The sequence below is a fragment of the Enterobacter cloacae complex sp. IR5458 genome, assembly GCF_049238025.1.
GTDB classification, from domain to species: domain Bacteria; phylum Pseudomonadota; class Gammaproteobacteria; order Enterobacterales; family Enterobacteriaceae; genus Enterobacter; species Enterobacter kobei.
This window is the reverse complement of sequence record NZ_JBMKIF010000003.1, coordinates 212,623-235,783: the sequence shown is the minus strand read 5'-3', so window position 1 is coordinate 235,783 and position 23,161 is coordinate 212,623. Positions and strand designations below refer to the sequence as shown.

At 54.9% G+C, this 23,161-nt stretch carries 21 protein-coding genes; 13 read left to right on the top strand and 8 right to left on the bottom strand.

Annotated features, from left to right (window positions below):
* Positions 1-14 precede the first annotated feature (14 nt).
* The 3 genes from ACOTYN_RS03975 to ACOTYN_RS03965 form a co-directional block, all read right to left on the bottom strand.
* Complete coding sequence (locus tag ACOTYN_RS03975; RefSeq protein ID WP_332956388.1) at positions 15-1,103, bottom strand: ABC transporter substrate-binding protein; 1,089 nt, start codon at positions 1,101-1,103, stop codon at positions 15-17.
* 168 nt (positions 1,104-1,271) lie between these two features.
* Positions 1,272-1,967 (bottom strand): response regulator, encoded by a 696-nt coding sequence (locus tag ACOTYN_RS03970; RefSeq protein ID WP_014885104.1) that lies wholly within the window; start codon positions 1,965-1,967, stop codon positions 1,272-1,274.
* A complete protein-coding gene (locus tag ACOTYN_RS03965) occupies positions 1,951-3,591 on the bottom strand; it encodes an ATP-binding protein (RefSeq protein ID WP_014885103.1) in 1,641 nt (546 codons plus the stop codon). The genes ACOTYN_RS03970 and ACOTYN_RS03965 overlap by 17 nt, the downstream gene beginning before the upstream one ends.
* 177 nt (positions 3,592-3,768) lie before the next feature.
* On the opposite strand from ACOTYN_RS03965, the gene yjdI reads away from it, so the two are divergent.
* Together yjdI and ACOTYN_RS03955 are read left to right on the top strand one after the other, a co-directional pair.
* A complete protein-coding gene (gene yjdI, locus ACOTYN_RS03960; RefSeq protein ID WP_008499689.1) occupies positions 3,769-3,999 on the top strand; it encodes a 4Fe-4S mono-cluster protein YjdI in 231 nt (76 codons plus the stop codon).
* Positions 4,000-4,009: 10 nt separating this feature from the next.
* The gene (locus ACOTYN_RS03955; protein ID WP_014071634.1) at positions 4,010-4,282 is read left to right on the top strand and encodes a GNAT family N-acetyltransferase; all 273 of its coding nucleotides are present in this window, start codon (positions 4,010-4,012) and stop codon (positions 4,280-4,282) included.
* A gap of 63 nt (positions 4,283-4,345) precedes the next feature.
* Here ACOTYN_RS03955 and ACOTYN_RS03950 read toward each other — a convergent pair whose 3' ends face one another.
* Together ACOTYN_RS03950 and ACOTYN_RS03945 are read right to left on the bottom strand one after the other, a co-directional pair.
* Complete coding sequence (locus ACOTYN_RS03950; RefSeq protein ID WP_045281959.1) at positions 4,346-5,575, bottom strand: amino acid permease; 1,230 nt, start codon at positions 5,573-5,575, stop codon at positions 4,346-4,348.
* Positions 5,576-5,694: 119 nt separating this feature from the next.
* Positions 5,695-6,156 carry a multidrug/biocide efflux PACE transporter gene (locus ACOTYN_RS03945; protein ID WP_023331229.1) on the bottom strand — a complete coding sequence of 154 codons (462 nt, stop codon included), beginning with the start codon at positions 6,154-6,156 and terminating at the stop codon, positions 5,695-5,697.
* A 104-nt stretch (positions 6,157-6,260) separates the two neighbouring features.
* On the opposite strand from ACOTYN_RS03945, the gene ACOTYN_RS03940 reads away from it, so the two are divergent.
* The 7 genes from ACOTYN_RS03940 (at position 6,261) to ACOTYN_RS03910 (ending at position 14,179) form a co-directional block, all read left to right on the top strand.
* On the top strand, positions 6,261-7,127 hold the full coding sequence (locus tag ACOTYN_RS03940) for a LysR family transcriptional regulator (RefSeq protein WP_045281958.1): 867 nt from the start codon (positions 6,261-6,263) through the stop codon (positions 7,125-7,127).
* 93 nt (positions 7,128-7,220) lie between these two features.
* Entirely contained in the window at positions 7,221-8,399 is a 1,179-nt protein-coding gene (locus tag ACOTYN_RS03935; protein WP_332956390.1) for an acetyl-CoA C-acetyltransferase, read from the top strand.
* A gap of 235 nt (positions 8,400-8,634) precedes the next feature.
* Positions 8,635-9,471, top strand: a complete 837-nt coding sequence (gene kduI / locus ACOTYN_RS03930) for a 5-dehydro-4-deoxy-D-glucuronate isomerase (protein WP_071922922.1) — start codon at positions 8,635-8,637, stop codon at positions 9,469-9,471.
* Between the two features lie 62 nt (positions 9,472-9,533).
* The gene (gene kduD / locus ACOTYN_RS03925; protein WP_014885097.1) at positions 9,534-10,295 is read left to right on the top strand and encodes a 2-dehydro-3-deoxy-D-gluconate 5-dehydrogenase KduD; all 762 of its coding nucleotides are present in this window, start codon (positions 9,534-9,536) and stop codon (positions 10,293-10,295) included.
* A gap of 312 nt (positions 10,296-10,607) precedes the next feature.
* The gene (locus ACOTYN_RS03920) at positions 10,608-12,023 is read left to right on the top strand and encodes a sugar porter family MFS transporter (protein ID WP_023331227.1); all 1,416 of its coding nucleotides are present in this window, start codon (positions 10,608-10,610) and stop codon (positions 12,021-12,023) included.
* Positions 12,024-12,273: 250 nt separating this feature from the next.
* Complete coding sequence (gene wzz(fepE), locus ACOTYN_RS03915) at positions 12,274-13,398, top strand: LPS O-antigen length regulator Wzz(fepE) (RefSeq protein ID WP_047027294.1); 1,125 nt, start codon at positions 12,274-12,276, stop codon at positions 13,396-13,398.
* Positions 13,399-13,486: 88 nt separating this feature from the next.
* Complete coding sequence (locus tag ACOTYN_RS03910) at positions 13,487-14,179, top strand: aspartate/glutamate racemase (RefSeq protein ID WP_071922924.1); 693 nt, start codon at positions 13,487-13,489, stop codon at positions 14,177-14,179.
* On the opposite strand, the gene ACOTYN_RS03905 is transcribed toward ACOTYN_RS03910, so the two are convergent.
* On the bottom strand, positions 14,174-15,100 hold the full coding sequence (locus tag ACOTYN_RS03905) for a LysR family transcriptional regulator (protein WP_045269591.1): 927 nt from the start codon (positions 15,098-15,100) through the stop codon (positions 14,174-14,176). The two genes, ACOTYN_RS03910 and ACOTYN_RS03905, sit on opposite strands and share 6 nt — an antisense overlap.
* Positions 15,101-15,222: 122 nt before the next feature.
* Here ACOTYN_RS03905 and lysA point away from each other — a divergent pair, with 122 nt between their 5' ends.
* Positions 15,223-16,485: a diaminopimelate decarboxylase gene (gene lysA, locus ACOTYN_RS03900; RefSeq protein ID WP_332956399.1), complete on the top strand. Its 1,263-nt coding sequence runs from the start codon at positions 15,223-15,225 to the stop codon at positions 16,483-16,485.
* Here lysA and ACOTYN_RS03895 read toward each other — a convergent pair.
* Positions 16,455-17,492 carry a LacI family DNA-binding transcriptional regulator gene (locus ACOTYN_RS03895; protein WP_014885091.1) on the bottom strand — a complete coding sequence of 346 codons (1,038 nt, stop codon included), beginning with the start codon at positions 17,490-17,492 and terminating at the stop codon, positions 16,455-16,457. The two genes, lysA and ACOTYN_RS03895, sit on opposite strands and share 31 nt — an antisense overlap.
* A 221-nt stretch (positions 17,493-17,713) precedes the next feature.
* Between ACOTYN_RS03895 and ACOTYN_RS03890 the strand changes: the two genes are divergently transcribed.
* A complete protein-coding gene (locus ACOTYN_RS03890; protein ID WP_014885090.1) occupies positions 17,714-18,199 on the top strand; it encodes a GNAT family N-acetyltransferase in 486 nt (161 codons plus the stop codon).
* On the opposite strand, the gene galR is transcribed toward ACOTYN_RS03890, so the two are convergent.
* Positions 18,160-19,176, bottom strand: a complete 1,017-nt coding sequence (gene galR, locus ACOTYN_RS03885) for an HTH-type transcriptional regulator GalR (RefSeq protein ID WP_014885089.1) — start codon at positions 19,174-19,176, stop codon at positions 18,160-18,162. The genes ACOTYN_RS03890 and galR overlap by 40 nt on opposite strands.
* A 624-nt stretch (positions 19,177-19,800) precedes the next feature.
* Between galR and aas the strand changes: the two genes are divergently transcribed.
* On the top strand, positions 19,801-21,960 hold the full coding sequence (gene aas, locus ACOTYN_RS03880; RefSeq protein WP_023331223.1) for a bifunctional acyl-ACP--phospholipid O-acyltransferase/long-chain-fatty-acid--ACP ligase: 2,160 nt from the start codon (positions 19,801-19,803) through the stop codon (positions 21,958-21,960).
* Positions 21,953-23,146 carry a lysophospholipid transporter LplT gene (gene lplT, locus ACOTYN_RS03875; RefSeq protein ID WP_023331222.1) on the top strand — a complete coding sequence of 398 codons (1,194 nt, stop codon included), beginning with the start codon at positions 21,953-21,955 and terminating at the stop codon, positions 23,144-23,146. Before aas ends, lplT begins: the two co-directional genes overlap by 8 nt.
* Positions 23,147-23,161: the final 15 nt, after the last annotated feature.

The window sequence follows — 23,161 nt, the reverse complement described above, 5'->3', positions numbered from 1 at the left end:
CCGCGCCAGGACGCTTATTTGGCGGCGGCTGCACGCCATTCTTTGATGTACTCCAGGCGTTTCTTCGGCTGCAGATACTCCAGCAGCGATTCATCAACCGGGATCGGCTTCAGCGCATTGCCGAGGATTTTGGTCAGGCCGTCGATATCGTTTTTGCCTTCGATATCGTTACGAATGGATGGAATGTCCGCCTGATTTGCCAGGATGCTTTGGCCTTTTTCAGACAGCACATAGTCCAGCCACAGTTTTGCCGCATTGCTGTTTTGCGCCTGCTGGCTGATGAACGACACGCGCGACAGCACCAGGGTGTAATCTTTTGGATAGGCTATGCCGAGCGACGGGTCGTTCTTCGCACGCGCTTCAGCGTAAGAACCAAGGATATTGAAGCCGATCAGGTTTTCACCGGAGGAGACCCTCTCCATCATGGTGCCGGTAGACGACTGCACCGCTAAGCCACCTTTGGCAACGTCGGCCAGGGTTTTAAAGTAATTTGGATCGGCCTTGTGATCCTGCACTGAGAGCATAAAACCAAGACCCGATTTCTCAATGTCATAGGTGGTGACTTTACTCTTGAATTTATCCGTCTGGCTGGCAATCAGCTTCGCCAGCGCGGCGTGTGAATCCGGCACGTCACCGGCCGGGATCAGGCGTTTGTTGTAGATAGAGACCACCGGCTCATAGGTGGTGCCGTACGCCTTATCTTTCCAGACCGCCCATTTCGGCAGCTGGCTCTGCTCCGGCGATTTGTACTCCATAGCGTAGTCAGCGGCGAGCTTCAGTCCGGTGTCCATGGACGAGCTCCAGACCACATCACCGCTCCCGCCACCGGAGGCCTGTTCGCTGATAAAACGGTTGTACAGTTCCGTGCTGTTCATGTCGTTATATTCAACTTTGATGCCTGGATACGTTTTTTCGAAGCCTTCGATCAGCGGCCCGGCGGCTTTGGTGTCGGTGGTGGAGTAGATGACAACTTTGCCCTCTTTCGTGGCGGCATCGACAACCTTTTGATACTCAGCCGGATAGCCCTGCGGCAGGGCAGACAGCGCAGAAGCGGAGAACAGGACGGTAGCGGTAATCAGAGAAATTCGGAATGTGTTCGACATTATAGTTAACCTTTTAGTTACATTTGAGGAACTAATTGTCAACATAGCCTATCGGCCTCCACCCACAATAGGGGGAAGCGGGCGATGATTCCGAAGTGTGATTGTCACCGTCGTTTCAGCAATTAACACCATAGAATCCGCGAACGTTTGCTGGCTAATGTTCGCGGATTACGTTTTATCGGGGGCTTTACGGTATAGCCTTCTGGGATGACCGATATTGCCGTACAGCATTTCGACGCTGATTAACCCACTCTCCACGCAGTATTCAAGATAGCGACGCCCCGTGGTTTTGCTGACCCCGACGTTTTCCACGACCTCCTCCACCGACATTGCGCTGTCGGGACGATCGGCAAACAGCCGTTTGATCCGCTCCAGGGTCTGAGGCTCAATGCCCTTCGTCGACGGCGTGTGCGGGGATTCCGCAGCAGGCAGGTTAAACAGGCGATCCAGCGCATGCTGGTCAACGACTTTTACCTGCTGCACGGTGTGGATGAAGCGCATAAAACGCTCCAGCGAGGCGTGCAGGCGCTGGAAAAAGACCGGTTTAATCAGGTAATCAAACGCGCCGCTGCGCATGGCATGGCTGCAGGTCTGCATATCGCTGGCGGCGGTGATGAAAATCACCGAGCACTCATAGCTTTTCAACAGGGGAGTGTCGATTAACTCCACGCCTTTGCCGTCCGGGAGATAGTTATCCAGCAGAATAAGCCGCGGCTGATGCTGGCGAATCAGGCTGCATGCCTGCTCAATCGACGCGGCGATGCCCACCACGTGCAGATGAAAGTTCTGCTCAATATACTCGCGATGCAGCTCCGCCAGGTGCGGCTCATCCTCAACGATCACAACATCAAGTGCTTGGGTCATGCTTTAGCCCATTCGGAATAAATACAGAGAAAATCGTGCCCTGCGGCGTATTGTCGGCAATCTCAATGCTGCCGCCCGCTTTGTTGATATAGCCTGCCACCAGAAACAGGCCGATACCGTGCTCGGTACCCACAATGTCGTTTTCACTGTCCGGCTTGCTGCTGAATCCCTGTCGAAAGATATGCGGCTTCAGCGCATCATCCACCCCGCAGCCCCGGTCGGCCACCTCAATCAGCAGCTCCTGGTTGCGATCGGAAATATAGAGCTCTACCGGCGCGGGGACCGGTGCGGTGAGGGTCGCATCCACGGCGTTATCCAGCAAATTACCAATAATGGACATCAGCTCCGTTTCACTGAGGCGGGACGGCATGCGGGTGAGCTGGCATGCGGGATCAAACTGTAGCTCAACCCCTTTTTCCCGTGCGCTGACATATTTCCCGAGCAGCAGCCCGCATAAGGCCGGAGAGGCAAAATGGGCCGACACGAAGTCCAGCACGCGCTGTGCTCCTTCCGACTGCACCTGGATATAGCGGATCGCTTCGTCATAGTGTTTCATCTGCAACAACCCCACCAGCGTCGCGGTCCAGTTCAGCTGTTCGTGGCGCATAATGCGCAGGTTGTCGGCATAGCGTTTGATCTGGCTGAGCTGGCTGCTGAGGGTATTAATGTCGTTTTTGTCGCGAAAGCTGTATACCCAGCCGCTTTCAACGCCAGGCTCGACCTCAATCGCCACGCGGTTGACGATGACCTCGCGCTGGTTAAGTACCGCAATCTGGTCGTGGCGGCCGCTGCTCACCGAGGCGTAGCGCTGTGTTAAAAACCCCGGCGAGGTTTGCAGAACCTCGTCCAGCGGCTTGCCGATAAGATCTTTTTCACTCCGATGAATATCCAGCATTTCTCGTGCCGCGCGGTTAATTAAAATCAGTTGCTTCTCTTCATTGACGGCAAATACCCCTTCATACATGGCTTCTAACAGCGCCCTTTGCTGCAAAACCAGCTGGGCAATATCTTTCGGCTCAAGTCTGAACATCTGTTTTTTAAGGTTGCGGGTAAACAGCCAGGAGAAAATAAACAGCAGCAGCAGAAGGGCAATCCCGTATAAACCGGCCTGCCAGAGAATGCGGGCGTTAATGTTGGCGATATACGAAGTCAGATAGCCGACCGAGACAATGCCAATCACCTGATGCTGTGCATTGAAGATGGGCGCTTTGCTGCGCAGCGAAACCCCAATCCCGCCCTGACGCACGGAAATAATGGTTTTGCCCTTGAGTACTTCGGCATTATCACCGCCGATCATCGGTAAATTAATGCGCTCCGGGGATTCCGAATGATAAAGATGCTGCTCGTGGGTATCGCCAATCACAATATAGCTGGCGTCACTTTCGGCACGCAGCGGCTGAATTAACCGGGCGATGCCGGGGATATCTCTGGCCGCCACCTTTTCCGCCAGACCCGGCATCAGCGCAATCTCACTGGCCTGAACCCGGGCGCGCTGGCCGAGATCGTGATGGAGCTGCCGGTCAATAAAATGAAACAGGATCGTACCCAGCAGCACTAACAGCAGGCAGGAGAAGCACACCAGCGCTAAAAACAGCTTTACCTGAAAAGAGAGTCTGCGTTTCATTCAACCCGCGCTAGCCTTGGAAAAGGGGATATTTATGGAGCCTGACATGTGCAAATAGTGGACGCAATCCGGTAAGAAAAGAGTTGTGAGCTGGCTTTTCGTTTTCAGCGTGATAGCCATCGGGATCCCGTAAGGCTATGCTTCATTCAGCACGAGAATAATTACAGAGGCAATGTCATGGATAAAGAACTACTGGATGCGGGTTACCGGGCCTATACCGGCGAGAAAATTGACGTGTACTTCAACACCGGGATCTGCAAACACTCAGGTAACTGCGTGCGTGGGAGCGCAAAGCTGTTTAATCTGAAACGTAAACCGTGGATTATTCCTGATGAAGTGGACGTCGAAACGGTTGTACGCGTAATTGATACCTGCCCGAGCGGTGCGCTGAAGTATCGCCAAAAATAAGCGAGGAACCATGGATATTCTGGAAGGCCATAACAAGTTTTACGTGAATGATGCAGACGGAAATCAGGTGGCGGAGATTGTCTTCGTGCCGACCGGCGAGCACCTGAGCATTATTGAGCATACTGATGTCGATCCGAGCCTGAAAGGGCAGGGCGTTGGCAAACAGCTGGTGGCGAAAGTGGTCGAGAAGATGCGCGGTGAGAACCGTAAAATTATTCCGCTGTGTCCGTTTGCGAAACATGAGTTTGATAATACGCGGGAATATGACGATATCCGGGCGTGATTCTCTGTAGGAATGTAGGCCGGGTAAGCGCAGCGCTACCCGGCACAATGTATGGCGGGAACATTAGCCAACAAACATCACCGACACGCACAGCACGCCGACGATCAGCGTCAGCAGGCTGCCAGGGGAGCGGTAAGGCTTCAGAGAAGGGATCAGGTACGTCGACAGCGTCGGCATGATAAACAAAATCATGGCGATAAGCGGGCCGCTGATAGCGTAAATCATCGAAATCGCGTTCGGGTTGATGCAGCAGACCGCGAAGGTAATTAACGACACACCCATAATGGAAATCGCGCGGTTAAAGGCGCGGCTCTTTTTCACACCAACCTGATTGAGCGACGACTTCACGATCTCCGTCGCCCCCTCAATGACCCCAAAATAGGTGCCGAGGAACGATTTCGACATCGCAACAATCGCCACGATTATCCCGGAAATGCCGAGCCATGCGGGAGAAGAGGGCATCATCGACAGTGCTGACAGGATGGTTACCCCTTGCTCTTTGGCGGCCACAATGTAGGACGGCGGAATCGAGAGCAGGCAACTGAAGACAAAGAACAGCACGCTCAGGCAGATAATCAGGTACGCCACCTTCATGATCTTCTTGCATTTATCCATGGCGGCGTCAGCAAACTTCTCGCGACGATCCACGGCAAATGTCGAGATAATCGGGGTATGGCTGAAGGCAAACACCATCACCGGAATGGAAATCCATACCTGATGCAGCGTATGGCGATCAACGGCCATCTGGCTGGTAAGTAGCGAGGGTTGCCAGTTCCCGGTCAGGTAGATCGAGACAAAGAGGAAATAGGCAATCAGCGGGAATACCAGGAAGCCCATCACCTTTATCGTGATATGCCGTCCCATCAGGAAGATCAGATTCAGCACCAGCACCACACCTAAACTGACCAGCACGCGCACGGCGGTATCCACCGTCAGGTGTTTTGCCAGTTGCTCGGTTAACGAGTTGGTGATGGCCACCGCGTAAATCTGCACCACCACAAAGAAGGCGATGAAATAGAGTGTGGTGATCAGATTGCCAATCTTCTTGCCGTAATAGTGCGAGACGGCGCCGGTGATCCCTTCATTGCCTTTTGTTTTTGAAGAGAGAATAAATTGCGCCAGCGCGCGATGCGGCCAGTAGGTTAACGGGTAGGCCACAAGGGCGGTAATAAACAGAACAATAGCGCCTGCAGAGCCCAGCTGAATGGGCAAGAACAGCGTTCCTGCGCCCACGGCCGTGCCATAGAGAGCGAAACTCCAGAGAGTCTCATCTTTTGACCAAATTTTCGACATTAGAGCAACGTTTCAACTATCAAACCATCAGAATGGCGTGCAATTTACCATAGTTATGCTCGTAGAGCGCAGTTGCTTCGTTGGCGTTTGGCCGGAACAGGCGTCCGGCCAGAGAGCATTTAGCCTGCCAGGGCGCGTCGTTGCTGGCGACGCTTAAGGAATTTCTCACGCAGGTTATCGTATGCCCAGTTATAGAACATGGTGTAGGGCAGGAAGAACAGGAAGAAACCTATTTCCAGTGTGAATGCCTGAAGCAAGGTGACGCCCAGCACGGCAGCGACAATCGACACGCCAATCACAATAAATCCACATTCGAACCCCAGGGCGTGCAGCGCACGCACTTTTGCCGTGCGTGTTACCCGCTGGACTGGCCAGAAACGGTCGAAACCGAAGTTATAAATAATGTTCCAGAGCATGGCGGTAGTGGCCAGAATAACGGTCAATCCCCCCATTTCCACTACGGAGCGCTGCATGAGCCACGCGGCCGTAGGGGCGAGGATCGCCGTGGCAATCCCTTCGAAACAGACTGCATGGAAGATCCGCTCCGGCAGTTTACGGTGGAGTGCATCCTGATGTTGCATAGTGTAGACCTCATTAATTCGCCGGTATGGGCGGTGATGCGGCCTATTTTTATCGTTAAAGCTGATATATTAAAGATGGTATCCATCGATAAAGTAGATAGGTTATGCGCTATTCACCTGAAGCCCTTACCGCGTTTGTTGAGGCCGTTGCGGCTGGCTCTTTCTCTGCCGCCGCACGCCGGCTGCGTAAAAGTCAGTCGACGATCAGCACCTCCATTGCCCATCTTGAAGCCGATCTCGGTTTTGAGCTGTTTGACCGCTCGGCGCGTCAGCCGGTGTTAACGGCTCAGGGTGAACAGGTGTTGGGTTATGTGCAGGCCATCCTTGCCGCCAGCACGCGGCTGGATGAACTGGCGGTGTCGCTAACGGCACAAACGGAGGCGCGTCTGACATTTGTCCTTTCCGATACCCTGAACCCGGACGTGCTGGAAGAGATGATGAAGCAGTTTGACGCTCGCTTTCCCCATACGGCGTTCGAATGTCTGATTGGCGAGGAAGAGGATGTGATCGATCTGCTGCAAAAGGCGCGAGCGCAGGTGGGGCTGACGGAAGCGCGGGACAGTTACCCCACCGACATTGGCGTTACCCGCCTGCCGATGCAGACCCGTATGGCAATTTATGTTGCGACCACGCATCCCCTGGCGGGCCAAGCCGAAGTGCAGAGTGACGAGCTGCACGGCTGGCGCGAACTGCGGCTTAGCACCTATCTGGAACGCGAGGCTGAAATTGCGCGAGGACCCGTCTGGTCAGCACCGAATTACCTGTTACTCTTGAGTATGGCAGTGCAGGGATTCGGCTGGTGCGTGTTGCCGTGCGCGCTGGTGGATGAATTTGCCGCCGCGAAATCCCTTGTTCAGCTCAATGTGCCTGGCTGGCCAAGGGCGATCGGCATCGATCTGCTGTGGAATAAACGATCCCCTCCCGGCGTTGCCGGAAGCTGGCTGCGGCAGTATCTGCAGGATGTCCGTTAATCCTTGTGATTAAACTCACTATTTTTAAACAATTAAGATAATTGCCAGTAACAATCCTCTACTATCGTCATGTCATTTAACACAGAGGTCGTGATGAAAGATGTCGTCATAGTGGGTGCGTTGCGTACAGCTATCGGCTGTTTTCAGGGAGCGCTCGCGCGTCACTCGGCGGTTGACCTGGGCAGCGTGGTGGTCAAAGCGCTGGTGGAACGTAGCGGGGTCGCCGCACACGAAATTGATGAGGTGATCCTGGGGCAGGTTCTCACTGCCGGAGCCGGGCAAAACCCTGCGCGCCAGGCGGCCCTGAAAGGCGGTCTGCCCAACACCGTATCCGCCATCACCATCAACGACGTCTGTGGTTCAGGACTCAAAGCGCTTCATCTCGCTACGCAAGCCATTCAATGCGGTGAAGCGGATGTGGTTATTGCTGGCGGACAAGAGAATATGAGCCGTGCGCCGCACGTTCTCACCGACAGTCGTACCGGCGCGCAGTTAGGTAACAGTCAGTTGCTCGACAGCCTGGTGCATGACGGGCTGTGGGATGCGTTCAATGACTATCATATGGGCGTGACGGCGGAAAACCTGGCGCGCGAGTACGGTATCAGCCGTGAATTGCAGGATGCTTACGCGCTCAGTTCCCAGCAAAAGGCGCGTGCTGCGATTGATTCTGGTCGTTTTCGCGACGAGATTGTCCCGGTCAGCACGCAGCGTCAGAACGGCGAGGTGGTTGTCGTGGATACTGACGAACAGCCGCGCACTGACGCCAGTGCTGAAGGCCTGGCAAGACTCAATCCTGCGTTTGAAACCCAGAGCTCGGTCACGGCGGGCAATGCCTCTTCCATTAACGACGGCGCCGCAGCCGTTATGATGATGAGTGAAAGCAAAGCCCTGGAGCTGGATCTCCCTGTCCTGGCCCGTATCAAGGCGTTTGCCAGCGTGGGTGTTGATCCGGCACTGATGGGGATCGCACCCGTCTACGCTACCCGTCGCTGTCTGGATCGCGCAGGGTGGCAACTCTCCGATGTGGATCTGATTGAAGTGAACGAAGCGTTTGCCGCGCAGGCGATCTCCGTCGGCAAAATGCTGGAGTGGGATCCGCTGCGGGTCAACGTAAACGGTGGAGCCATTGCGCTGGGTCACCCTATCGGGGCGTCCGGTTGCCGGATACTGGTTTCACTGGTCCACGAAATGAAAAAACGCAATGCCCGCAAAGGGATAGCAACTCTCTGTATAGGCGGCGGGCAAGGGGTGGCGCTGGCCATCGAACGCTAATCTTTCCTGATTAATGAAACCTCCTCCGGGAGGTTTTTTTTATCCTCCCTTCATTCCCATACCTCTTAACCGTGATCCGGGTGTCATTTTCGTTATAAACAAATTAAAAAATGAAACGTTGTTTTGAATTTAATTGAAAAGCCTATTTTATGCCGATAGTATGTGTTCATCATGAAAACGGAACGTTGTTTCGTTTATTTTCTTCTTTTGGGCATGACCACATCTGGAGGTTACCGTGGACGTCAGACAAAGCATTCACAGTGCGCACGCCAAAACGCTGGATACGCAGGAGCTGCGCAGTGAGTTTTTAGTTGAGCAGGTGTTCGAGGCCGACAAGTACACCATGGTCTACAGCCATATCGACCGCATTATTGTCGGCGGCATTATGCCGGTGGCAAAAACCGTCTCCGTGGGCGGAGAAGTGGGTAAACAGCTGGGCGTGAGCTATTTTCTGGAGCGTCGTGAGCTGGGGGTGATTAATATCGGCGGGCCGGGCACGATTACTGTGGACGGCCAGTGCTTCGAGATTGGTCACCGCGATGCGCTGTACGTCGGTAAAGGGGCGAAAGAGGTGGTCTTTGCCAGCATCGACGGCGGTAAGCCCGCGAAGTTTTACTATAACTGCGCCCCTGCGCATACCTCATACCCGACCAAAAAAGTGACGCCTGAGGACGCAGCGCCCGTAACGCTGGGCGATAACCTCACCAGCAACCGTCGCACCATCAATAAATATTTCGTTCCGGATGTGCTGGAAACCTGCCAGCTCAGCATGGGGCTGACTGAACTGGCTCCGGGCAACCTGTGGAATACCATGCCGTGCCATACCCATGAACGCCGCATGGAAGTCTACTTCTACTTCAACATGGACGACGATGCCTGCGTGTTCCACATGATGGGGCAGCCGCAGGAGACGCGCCATATCGTCATGCATAACGAGCAGGCGGTGATTTCACCAAGCTGGTCTATTCACTCTGGCGTAGGGACCAAAGCCTATACCTTCATCTGGGGTATGGTCGGCGAAAACCAGGTCTTCGATGACATGGACCACGTTGCTGTTAAGGATCTGCGCTAGTCGCGGGCAGTTAAGTATCTATCTGCCTGTTGGTGACAGGCGCTGAAGAGTAAGGAACTAACATGATTCTGGATGCATTTTCTCTGCAGGGCAAAGTGGCGGTGGTTTCCGGTTGCGACACCGGCCTGGGTCAGGGGATGGCGTTAGGTCTGGCGGAAGCGGGTTGTGACATCGTCGGGATTAATATCGTTGAACCCACAGAAACGATTGAGCGCGTGACTGCGCTAGGGCGTCGTTTTCTTAGCCTGACTGCCGACCTGCGTAAAATTGACGGCATTCCGCAACTGCTTGAGCGCGCGGTGGCGGAATGGGGCCATATTGATATTCTGGTCAACAACGCGGGTCTGATCCGTCGTGAAGACGCGATTAATTTCAGCGAGACTGACTGGGACGACGTCATGAACCTGAATATTAAGAGCGTATTCTTTATGTCTCAGGCGGCGGCAAAGCACTTCATCGCGCAGGGAAAAGGCGGCAAGATCATTAACATCGCCTCGATGCTCTCCTTCCAGGGCGGCATCCGCGTGCCGTCTTATACGGCGTCAAAAAGCGCGGTGATGGGCGTGACCCGTCTGCTGGCGAACGAGTGGGCGCAGCACAATATCAACGTCAACGCGATTGCCCCGGGCTACATGGCCACCAATAACACCCAGCAGCTGCGTGCGGACGAAGAACGCAGTGCGGCCATTCTGGAGCGTATCCCGGCCGGGCGCTGGGGTCTGCCGAGTGACCTGATGGGGCCGGTTGTGTTTCTGGCCTCCTCAGCCTCGGACTACATCAATGGTTATACCATTGCGGTGGATGGCGGCTGGCTGGCACGATAACGTCGCTTCTGACAAAACCTCTGCGCTTCAGCGGAGGTTTTTTTTGCTTAAAAATTGTCAAAATCCATATCGATAAACACGAAAAATCCATACTGAAAAATGATAAATGACCGCTGTCACACTTTAATTCCTGAAAAATTAACGCATTAGTAAAATATTGTGATTATTCAGGATTAGTTGAAATTGTAATGTCCATCACAGATCGCTATGCCATAGCGAAATCATCCATATCTTCGCGAATTCCAGCCTGACACTTTTCCGCGCTTTCTCGTAATTTCACTTAACAAATTTTGCTGTTGAGGCAGGAAAAATATGACATCTATCAATGACTCTACCCTGATGCCCGCTGCGCTGCGCGATACCCGACGCATGAACCAGTTTGTCTCCATTGCGGCAGCTGTAGCGGGTTTGCTGTTCGGCCTGGATATCGGCGTCATCGCCGGGGCGCTGCCGTTTATTACCGATCATTTTACGTTGAGTAATCGCCTGCAGGAGTGGGTGGTGAGCAGCATGATGCTTGGTGCGGCTATCGGTGCGCTGTTTAACGGCTGGCTTTCGTTCCGCCTCGGGCGCAAATACAGCCTGATGGTCGGCGCCGTCCTGTTTGTTGCGGGGTCGATTGGCTCTGCATTTGCGACCAACGTAGAGGTGCTGCTGCTTTCCCGCGTGCTGCTCGGCGTGGCAGTGGGGATCGCATCCTACACGGCACCGCTTTATCTCTCTGAGATGGCAAGTGAGAATGTGCGCGGCAGGATGATCAGTATGTATCAGCTGATGGTGACGCTGGGCATCGTGCTGGCGTTCCTGTCCGATACGTACTTCAGCTACAGCGGCAACTGGCGCGCCATGCTCGGCGTGCTGGCGCTGCCTGCGGTGGTGCTGATTGTACTAGTGATCTTCCTGCCCAATAGCCCGCGCTGGCTGGCGCAAAAAGGGCGTCACGTCGAGGCGGAAGAGGTGCTGCGGATGCTGCGCGATACTTCTGAAAAAGCGCGTGAAGAGCTGAACGAAATCCGCGAAAGCCTGAAGCTGAAGCAGGGGGGCTGGGCGCTGTTTAAGATCAACCGCAACGTGCGCCGCGCGGTGTTCCTCGGCATGTTGCTGCAGGCGATGCAGCAGTTCACCGGGATGAACATCATCATGTACTACGCGCCACGCATCTTCAAAATGGCCGGTTTTACCACCACTGAGCAGCAGATGATTGCCACGCTGGTGGTGGGGCTCACCTTTATGTTCGCCACTTTTATTGCGGTATTCACCGTCGATAAAGCCGGGCGTAAACCGGCGCTGAAAATTGGCTTTAGCGTGATGGCTCTCGGTACGCTGATCCTCGGCTACTGCCTGATGCAGTTTGATAACGGCACGGCCTCAAGCGGTCTTTCCTGGCTTTCTGTCGGGATGACCATGATGTGTATTGCCGGTTACGCGATGAGCGCCGCACCTGTGGTGTGGATCCTGTGCTCCGAAATTCAGCCGCTCAAATGCCGTGACTTTGGGATCACCTGTTCCACCACCACCAACTGGGTGTCGAACATGATCATTGGTGCGACCTTCCTGACGCTGCTGGATGCCATTGGCGCTGCGGGAACCTTCTGGCTCTACACGGTGCTGAACGTGGCGTTTATTGGCGTGACCTTCTGGCTGATTCCGGAAACCAAAGGTGTGACGCTGGAACATATTGAACGCAAACTGATGGCCGGGGAAAAACTGCGTAATATCGGCGTGTAATGTAAATGCCGGGGGGCCCTACGTTTACTGGGCCTGCGTGGGCAAAATGTAGGCCGGGTAAGCGCTAGCGCCACCCGGCTTTTTTTTAGCTCGATAATTAACAAGAGCAATGTCGTAAATAACTACCAACTTTGATAGCAAGCACACACATAGCCGATTCTTGCGTTCAGATTATTCTTATTTCCTAGTATTATCTGAACACTGAATTCACCAGGCAGAACTTTACTGCAATCGCAACAGAAGAACGGCTATGTCAGCAATGGATTTCAAAAAAAATACGGATCTCGATTTTCCCTCATATGCTACCCCCGCAATCTCTCCAAAAGAGATCGACCTTCTGGGTCTGTTAGATGTTCTGCTTGCCGCGAAAAAACGCATCGTCACCATCGTCTTTATCTTTGCGCTGGCAGGTCTGGCTATTGCGTTTATGTTGCCGCAAAAATGGACCAGTAAAGCGGTGATCACCCCGGCAGAGCAGACGCAGTGGAACCCGCTGCGCCAGATGATGGTTGCGCTGCAGGTTCTGGATGTGAAGGCGCAGGTGACACGTTCGGAAATCTTTGACCTGTTTATCAAAAAATTCCAGTCGCAGTCATTGCTCAAAGAGTATTTGACCTCTTCCCCTTACGTCATGTCACAGCTCGAAGAGGTTGAGGTTGACGCGCTTGAACTGCACCGTGCGGTCGTCAATATTGCGGAAAGAATGAAAGCGGTGAATGACGCACAGGCAAAAGATGCGGATAAAGTGCCTTATGTCTCCTGGACTCTGAGCTTCACGGCACCGAAAGCCAGTGATGCGCAAACCGTACTGGAGGGGTATATCAATTATATCGCGGCGGTTGTTGAAAAAGAGACAGTGCAAAATATCCGTAACCAGATCGCCCTGAGGACGAATGAGGTAGAGCAGCAGCTGAGGCTAGACCGTGTTCGCCTGACCAATATTCACAATACTAACCTGCAGCGGCTGAATTATTCGCTGGAAGTGGCGAATGCCGCGGGCATTAAGAAGCCAGTCTACAGCAGCGGGCAGGCGGTAAAAGATGACCCGGATTACTCCGTTGCGCTCGGTGCCGACGGAATTGCGCAAAAGCTGCAGATTGAAAAAAATCTCAAAGATGTGACGGAGCTGAACGCGGACTTCCAGAACCGGGAATACTATCTGGCGCAGCTGAAAAATCTCTCCTTTGCAGACGTTAAGCTTGAACCCTTCAGGTATCAGCTTTCTCCGTCTTTGCCGGTGAAAAAAGACGGTCCGGGCAAACCTCTGATTGTAATTCTGGCGGCACTCCTGGGCGGGCTCTTTGCCTGCGGTAGCGTGTTGCTGCGTGAAGCGATGCTCTCCCGTCATCCGCTGTCAGAGCCGTTGACACAATAAACGCAGGGTTTAAAAAGGCGCTGAATACAGCGCCTTTTTTTATGGGCGTCGGTTGTGTTAAAAGAGATACCAGAGATAAGGAGAGATAATGAAAACGATCGGCCTGATAGGTGGGATGAGCTGGGAATCGACAATCCCTTATTACCGCCTGATTAACGAAGGGGTAAAGCAGCGTCTGGGCGGACTGCATTCTGCGAGTCTGCTGCTGCACAGCGCTGATTTCCATGAAATTGAAGCCTGTCAGTCGAGCGGAGAGTGGGATAAAGCCGGTGAAATACTGGCGGATGCCGCGCTGGGGCTGGAGCGTGCGGGGGCGCAGGGCATTTTGCTGTGTACCAATACGATGCACAAAGTCGCATCGCACATTGAAGCACGCTGTTCGCTGCCATTCCTGCACATCGCCGATGCTACAGGACGTGCTATTCGCTCGTCGGGGATGTCGCGCGTGGCATTGCTCGGCACGCGCTACACCATGGAGCAGGATTTCTATCGCGGGCGTTTGCACAGCGAGTTCGGCATCGAAAGCCTGATACCGGATGAGAAAGACCGGGCGCGCCTCAATCAGATTATCTTCGAAGAACTGTGCCTGGGTACCTTCAGCGAGCCTTCCCGGGCGTATTACGTCAGCGTGATTGAAAAGCTGGCGCAGCAGGGGGCTGAAGGGGTGATCTTCGGCTGCACGGAGATCGGCCTGCTGGTGCCTGCAGAGCGAAGCCCGGTCCCGGTCTTTGATACCGCCGCCATTCACGCCGCCGATGCCGTGGAGTTTATGCTCTCATAATGGGTTTTGCCGTTCAGGTAAGCGAAGCGCCACCTGGCGGGCGTGCTCCATTAAGTGTTCGGTGAATGTGTCCACCAGCGCGGAGGCCGGACGGTGTAGCGGGCGGATCAGGCTCACGGTGAACGGAACGGATAGGCTAAACGGGCGAATCACGATATCGCTCCCGGCGTAATCCAGCGCCGTGAGCGGGTTAACGACCGCGACGCCGACGCCCGCCCGCACCATTGCACATATTGACGCCGCGCTGTGCGTTTCCACTACCATCCGCCGTTTCACCTGATGCTCAGCAAAAAGCGTATCCAGCAGCTGCCGGTAGCTGTCGGTTTGCGACAGGCTAATATAGTTCTCCCCGTGGAAATCCTCTGGTGCAATCACTGTCTTACCGGCGAGTCGGTGCCCGGCGGGCAAAACGCACACTTCATCTAAAGAAAGTAATTCCGTGCGTGTCGTTCCCGCAGGCGTGGAGAGCGTTTCGGTCAGGCCCAAATCATGACGCTGTGCTGAAAGCCACTCTTCAAGCAGGGGGGACTCCTGCGGCACGATGGTGAGATTGACCTCCGGATAGCGGGCCAGAAAAGGCTGAAGCAGGGTCGGTAAAAAAGACTGAGAGAAAACCGGAAGACAGACAATCGACAGCTCGCCCTGACGAAACTCGCGCAGACTTTCCGCCGCACTGACAATTCTGTCCAGCCCGTACCAGGAGCGTTGGACTTCCTCAAACAGGCGCAACCCCTGCACCGTTGGGTGAAGTCTTCCTCGGGTGCGCTCGAACAGTTTCAGTTCCAGTACCTTTTCGAAGCGCGCCAGCTCGCGGCTGACCGTCGGCTGCGACGTATGCAGCATCTGCGCGGCTTCGGTGAGATTGCCGGTGGTCATCACAGCGTGAAAAATCTCTATATGTCGTAAATTCACAGCGGGCATAGGGCACCTGAAAGCAGAGAACTGTCCATATCATTTTTGCATAGACTCACGATAAAACGATATTTTTTATTCTCCTTCCGCTGTGGCGTAATCATGAAAAATGAATTTATCCGGAGAAGACCATGCCACGCCCGCTCAATCAAACTGATACCGATTTAAATGCCGAAAACTTGCTCCGCCTGCCCGCCGAGTTTGGTTGCCCGGTATGGGTCTACGACGCGCAGATCGTTCGCGAGAAGATCGCGGCCCTGCATCAGTTTGACGTGGTGCGTTTTGCCCAGAAGGCCTGCTCCAATATTCACATCCTGCGTCTGATGCGTGAGCAGGGGGTCAAGGTTGACTCTGTCTCGCTGGGTGAAATCGAACGTGCGCTGGCGGCCGGATTTGATCCGAAAACCGATCCAGACGCGATTGTATTTACTGCGGATCTGATTGACGACGCCACGCTGGCGCGCGTGCATGAACTACAGGTGCCGGTGAATGCCGGTTCGGTGGATATGCTGGAGCAGCTGGGTCAGGTTTCACCAGGTCATCGCGTCTGGCTGCGTGTGAATCCGGGTTTCGGTCACGGTCATAGCCAAAAAACGAACACCGGCGGCGAAAACAGCAAGCACGGCATCTGGTATGCCGACATGCCAGCCGCGCTTGACGTGTTGCAGCGTTACAACCTGAAGCTGGTGGGTATTCACATGCACATTGGCTCTGGCGTGGATTACGGCCATCTGGAGCAGGTTTGCGGAGCGATGGTGCGCCAGGTTGTCGATTTTGGCCAGGATCTTGAGGCGATCTCCGCCGGGGGCGGGCTTTCCATTCCTTACCGCGAAGGAGAGGAGGCGATCGACACCGATCACTATTACGGCCTGTGGAGCGCCGCGCGTGACCAAATCGCCGCCCACCTCGGTCATGCCGTGAAGCTGGAAATTGAGCCGGGTCGTTTCCTGGTGGCCGAAGCCGGTGTGCTGGTGGCGCAGGTCCGCAGCGTCAAAGAGATGGGCTCCCGCCACTTCGTATTGATTGACGCGGGCTTTAACGACCTGATGCGTCCATCGATGTACGGCAGCTATCATCACATTACCGCGCTGGCCGCTGATGGCCGCGATTTAACGCATGCGCCGCGCCGCGAGACGGTTGTCGCAGGCCCGCTGTGTGAATCGGGGGACGTATTCACTCAGCAGGAAGGTGGAAAAGTGGAAACCCGCGCGCTGCCAGAGGTGAAGCCGGGCGATTACCTGGTGCTGCACGACACCGGGGCGTACGGGGCGTCGATGTCCTCGAACTACAACAGCCGCCCGCTGCTGCCGGAAGTACAGTTTGATAACGGCAAAGCGCAGTTGATCCGTCGTCGTCAGACCATTCAGGAACTGCTGGCTTTAGAACTCATCTGAGTAAAGTACGGCCCGGTGGTGACCGAATCGCGTAATACCAGCGTGCCGGTAAACGGCGGGATCGCATCGACCGGCTGGTTTTTTGCCAGCCGGATCGCCTGATCGATGGCCGTAATAATCATGTTATCTATTGGCAGATAAACCGATGAAAGCGCAGGCTCCAGCCACTTCGCGCTTGGGGCATCGTCAAAACCGAACAGGGAGATATCCTGCGGGATCTTGAGTCCTGCCTGGTGCAACGCTTTGGACGCACCCAGTGCCATATCATCGTTACAGGCAAACAGGGCGCTAAACGGCACGCCGTCGGCAATCAGCTCCTTGCACAGCTCATAGCCTCTCGTCATTCCGGCATCACCGTACTTAATTCGACGCTCGTCCAGGCGAATACCGTGCTTTTCCAGCGCTTTGCGATAGCCCATCAGCCGCGCTTTACCCGTGGGCGTGTGGATAGGGACGGTAATACAGGCGATCTCCCGATGGCCCTGATTGATCAGGTAATCCACTGCTTTAAACGCGGCATCCTGCTGTTCGAAGAACACGCAGCGATCCGGAGCCTGACTGACTTCACGGTTGATGACCACCAGCGGCGTTTGCACGGTATTCATCAGTTTGATGATCGCCTTTTCGCTCATATAGCGCGTGTAAAGCACGATGGCATCACACTGACGATCGGCCAGCATTTGCACCGCCTGTTCTTCCTGTTCCGGCGCGTCGTGACCGTCGGTGACAATCAGCTGTTTGCCGTGGGTTTCGGTCTGCCGCGACGCCTGCTGCAGAAGGCGCCCAAAATAAAAGCCGTCGAAGGTGGAGACGACCAGACCAATGCTGTTGCTGGTCTGGTTAGCCAGTGAGCGCGCGAGAAAGTTGGGGCGGTAGCCCAGCTCTTCCATCGCAGCAAAGACCTGCTGACGCGTACTCTCTTTAACCTGACCCGTGCCGTTCAGCACGCGCGAGACGGTAGCCTTCGACACGCCCGCACGCAGTGAGACATCCAGCATTGTTGCCATTCTACATTCCTGCTTCCACGTAATGCCCTGCAGTTTAACACAGACCTGACGGCGTATAAGCGATGCGGGAAGGGCAAAACTTCTGCCACGATCACGCTTTTTGGTAACGATTCGCCTGGCCCCTCAGAAGTAAAACGTAATAGTCTGACTCTGGTAAAATAATCGACAGACCGGGCTGTAGGCGTCAGGCTAGCCCATTAATAAGAACACCCAGGTGAAACGTGAAAAAGAGTGTCATCCTCCCGCTTTATGAAGCCCCGCAGTATGCGGAGCAGGTTACCGACTGGATATGGCAGGCGTTTGGCGAGGGGCTCCCACGGGCATTTTTCCACAGCATCGTTGAGCACAGCCAGGCGCCGGGGGCACTGCCGTTGACGTTTATCGCTTTAGAAGACCAACAGCTTCTCGGCACGGTGGGCCTCTGGCGCTGCGATTTGATTACCCGACAGGATCTCTGTCCGTGGCTGGCGGCGCTCTACGTTGATGAGGCGGCGCGCGGTAAGGGACTGGCAGGTAAGTTACAGCAACACGTTATCGCCTTTGCCGCACAGGCCGGATACGACGAACTCCATCTCTGGTCTGCCTGCCGTGACTTCTATGAACGTTACGGCTGGCAGTACATTGGCGATGGGCTGGAGTATCCCGATAAAACGGTACATCTGTACCGTTATTCGCTTTGCGCTTCAGCAGGCGACGCAACGGAGTGACGGCGCACTAAGGTTGGGCTGAAGAGATGGGTAATTTCCGGTGGCTGGCGTTGCTCGGCCAGTGCTAACGCCAGCTCGGCAGCCTGTGTGGCCATCGTGATGATAGGGTAACGCACGGTGGTCAGGCGCGGGCGCACATAGCGAGAGACCAGCACATCATCAAAGCCAATCAGCGAGATTTCTGCCGGGACCTCAATCCCGTTATCATTCAATACCCCCATTGCGCCAGCGGCCATCGAGTCGTTATAGCTGGCCACTGCCGTGAAGTTCCGTCCGCGGCCCAGCAGTTCCGTCATAGCCTGTTCGCCACCGCTCTCATCCGGTTCACCATAGGCCACCAGACGGTCATTACAGGGCAGACCGTTTTCGCGCAGGGCATCGTAGTAGCCCTGAAGACGATCTTCTGCGTCAGAAATAGGGTGGTTGGAACAGAGATAGCCAATCCGCGTATGTCCCTGTTGAATCAGATGACGGGTAGCAAGCCAGGCGCCGTAGCGGTCGTCGAGAGCCACACAGCGTTTTTCAAATCCAGGAATAATGCGGTTGATGATGACCATGCCGGGCATCTGCTTCATCAGGTGGATCAGTTCGGCATCCGGGATCATTTTGGCGTGAACCACCAGAGCTGCGCAGCGGTGGCGGATAAGCTGTTCGATCGCCTGGCGCTCTTTTTGCTCATTATGATAGCCATTGCCGATCAGTAAAAAGTTACCCGTCTGATAAGAGACCTGTTCAACCGCCTTCACCATAGCGCCGAAAAAGGGGTCGGAGACATCACCCACCACCAGACCAATGGTTTCAGTGGACTGCTGGGCGAGCGCGCGAGCATTGGCGTTGGGGTGATAGTTCAGGGTTTCCATGGCGCTTTGTACCGCCTGGCGTGATGCGTCGCTGGCTTTGGGGGAATCATTAATCACGCGGGAGACGGTGGCAACCGAAACACCGGCCAGACGAGCCACATCCTTTATTGTCGCCATTTATAACCTTCTTATTAGGGGTAAGCGTTTACACACCAAATAGTGTTGCGGAAAAGTGGCGTGCATTCAAGGGGCACCGATTTCCCCTCACTACAAACGTGACGCAGAACACCCCTGATCGTGTAATCGTTACACGCGCAGTCATGTCAGAAGACGGTGAATCTGAACCTTTGGTTACACTTTGCCTCAGGCTGTTGCGATTGTCCGGTGGCGATGACGTTAAAGAGGTTGATAGAGTCGAGATCCCAGAGGTATTGATAGGTGGAATCAACTCCGGTTGATTAACACGACTTACACCAGCCTGCGTTTTTACGCAGGTTTTTTTTTGCCTGATAGTTCAACCTGTAACAGCAAAAGAGAATATTCACACCTGGTTGCACTTCGGCTCATTCCCTTGCGTTTTCCTGCTGGCGAAGCGCAGGGGCAACGGCCACAATCAAGATCCCAGAGGTATTGATTGGTGAGAATTCTTAGTACGTTTTCGTACTCATCTCTTGCACCAACCTGCGCGGATGCGCAGGTTTTTTTTTGCCTCCACTTTTGCTGTCGCTCCCATACCACTTCTCGTGTAATCTGCCACCATTTACTGTCAACCCTCCACACTGTCTGGCAAAGGGAGTTGAGATGCTATTTGGGTTCTTCCGTACACTTTTCCGTATTCTTTTTCGCATCCGCGTCACTGGCGATGCCCAGGCGCTTCGCGGCGAACGCGTTCTCATCACACCAAATCATGTTTCCTTTATTGATGGCATCCTGCTGGCGCTGTTTTTGCCCGTGCGTCCGGTGTTTGCGGTGTATACCTCCATCAGCCAGCAGTGGTATATGCGCTGGCTCACGCCGCTGATTGACTTCGTGCCGCTCGATCCCACCAAACCGATGATGATTAAACATCTGGTACGTCTGGTTGAGCAGGGGCGTCCGGTGGTCATTTTCCCGGAAGGGCGCATTTCAGTGACCGGCTCGCTAATGAAAATCTATGACGGCGCGGGATTTGTCGCGGCGAAGTCAAAAGCGACCGTGGTGCCACTGCGTATCGAAGGCGCAGAGCTGAGCCACTTCAGCCGCCTGAAAGGGCTGGTGAAGCAGCGTCTGTTCCCAAAAATTACCCTGCATATTCTGCCGCCAACGTCGTTACCGATGCCCGATGCACCGCGTGCCCGCGATCGCCGTAAAATTGCCGGAGAAATGCTGCACCAGATTATGATGGAAGCGCGAATGGCCGTTCGTCCGCGCGAAACGCTGTATGAATCTCTGCTTTCGGCACAGTATCGCTATGGTGCCAGGAAAAACTGTATTGAAGACATCAATTTCACGCCTGACACATATCGCAAACTGCTGACCAAGACCCTGTTTGTGGGCCGCATTCTTGAAAAATACAGTAAGAAGGGTGAAAAGATTGGCCTGATGCTGCCTAACGCGGGCATCAGCGCAGCGGTGATTTTTGGTGCGGTGTCCCGCGGCCGTATTCCGGCAATGATGAACTACACGGCGGGTGTAAAAGGGCTGACCAGTGCCATCACTGCGGCCCAAATCAACACCGTTTTTACCTCTCGCCAGTTCCTGGATAAAGGCAAGCTGTGGCATCTGCCGGAGCAGCTGACTCAGGTTCGCTGGGTCTTCCTGGAAGATCTGAAGGCGGACGTGACGACGGGCGACAAGCTGTGGATTTTCGCTCACCTGCTGATGCCCCACCTGGCACAGGTTAAACAGCAGCCGGAAGATGACGCGATTATCCTCTTTACCTCCGGTTCGGAAGGCAACCCGAAAGGCGTCGTCCACAGCCACAAGAGTATTCTCGCGAACGTTGAACAGATCAAAAGCATTGCTGACTTTACCGCCAGTGACCGTTTTATGTCTGCGTTGCCGCTGTTCCACTCCTTTGGTCTGACGGTGGGGCTGTTTACGCCGCTGCTGACCGGCGCAGAAGTGTTCCTATATCCCAGCCCGCTGCATTACCGCATTGTGCCGGAGCTGGTGTATGACCGTAACTGCACCGTCCTGTTTGGGACCTCAACCTTCCTGGGTAACTATGCGCGTTTCGCTAATCCATATGATTTCTATCGTGTGCGTTATGTGGTGGCGGGGGCGGAAAAACTGCAGGAGAGCACGCGTCAGATCTGGCAGGACAAGTTTGGCCTGCGCATTCTTGAAGGCTATGGCGTTACGGAGTGCGCACCCGTCGTCTCCATCAACGTGCCGATGGCGGCGAAGCCGGGTACGGTTGGCCGAATTCTGCCGGGAATGGATGCGCGTCTGCTGGCGGTACCGGGCATTGAGGACGGTGGCCGCCTGCAGCTGAAAGGACCAAACGTGATGAACGGTTACCTGCGCGTGGAAAACCCGGGCGTGCTGGAAGCGCCAACGGCGGAAAACGTGAACGGTGAGGTCGAAACCGGCTGGTACGACACCGGTGATATCGTTCGCTTCGACGAGCAGGGCTTTGTGCAGATTCAGGGGCGTGCAAAACGCTTCGCCAAAATCGCCGGTGAAATGGTCTCTCTGGAGATGGTTGAGCAGCTGGCGACGGCGGTGTCCGCGGATAAGATGCACGCGACGGTGGTGAAGAGTGATGCCAGCAAAGGCGAGGCGCTGGTCCTGTTTACCACCGACAGTGAGCTGAAGCGCGACAGGTTACTTAGCCATGCGCGTGAGCATGGCATTCCCGAGCTGGCGGTACCGCGCGATATTCGTTACCTGAAACACCTTCCGGTACTGGGTAGCGGTAAGCCTGACTTTGTGACCCTGAAAGGCATGGTTGAAGAGGCGGAACAGCAAAATGCGTGAGTCAGTGCACACTAACACATCGCTTAGGTCTAAAGGCATGATGGCAGTGATTGCCGCGCAGTTTCTCTCTGCGTTCGGCGATAACGCGCTGTTGTTTGCCACCCTGGCGCTGCTGAAGGCCGAGTTTTACCCTGACTGGAGCCAGCCGATCCTGCAGATGGTGTTTGTGGGCGCTTACATTATCTTCGCGCCGTTTGTAGGGCAGGTGGCGGACAGTTTCCCCAAAGGCCGGGTGATGATGTTTGCCAACGGTCTGAAGCTGCTGGGGGCTGCCAGCATTTGCTTTGGTTTCAATCCGTTTATTGGCTACACGCTGGTGGGCATTGGTGCTGCCGCCTACTCACCGGCGAAATATGGCATCCTCGGAGAGCTGACCACGGGTGATAAGCTGGTGAAAGCCAACGGCCTGATGGAGTCGTCTACTATCGCCGCTATCCTGCTCGGCTCCGTCGCGGGCGGTGTTCTGGCCGACTGGCATGTCCTGGCGGCGCTGGGCGTCTGTGCGGTGGTGTATGGCGGTGCGGTCGTGGCTAACCTGTTTATTCCGAAGCTGCCGGTAGCCCGTCCAGGACAATCCTGGCGCTTCAAACCGATGACCGGCAGTTTCTTTAATGCCTGCCGCGTGCTCTGGCGTAACGGTGAAACACGTTTCTCTCTGATGGGCACTAGTATGTTCTGGGGCGCAGGCGTCACGCTGCGCTTCCTGCTGGTGCTGTGGGTGCCGGTGGCGCTGGGCATTACCGACAATGCGACGCCGACCTATCTTAACGCGATGGTGGCGATCGGCATTGTTGTTGGCGCGGGCGCGGCGGCGAAGCTGGTGACGCTCGAAACGGTGGCACGCTGCATGCCTGCGGGGATCCTCATTGGCGTCGCGGTGCTCCTTTTCTCGCTACAGCATGCGTTATTGCCTGCTTATGCTCTACTGATCCTGATTGGTATTCTGGGTGGTTTCTTCGTGGTACCGCTCAACGCGTTACTGCAGGAGCGCGGCAAGCAGACTGTTGGGGCGGGAAATGCCATTGCGGTGCAAAATCTGGGTGAAAACCTGGCGATGCTGTTAATGCTGGGGCTCTACTCGCTGGCGGTGAAAGTCGGTGTGCCAGTGGTGGGAATTGGCGTCGGGTTTGGTGCGCTGTTTGCGCTGGCGATTGCCGCATTATGGCTTTGGCAGCGTCGCCGTTGATTTATGCGGTCTGAT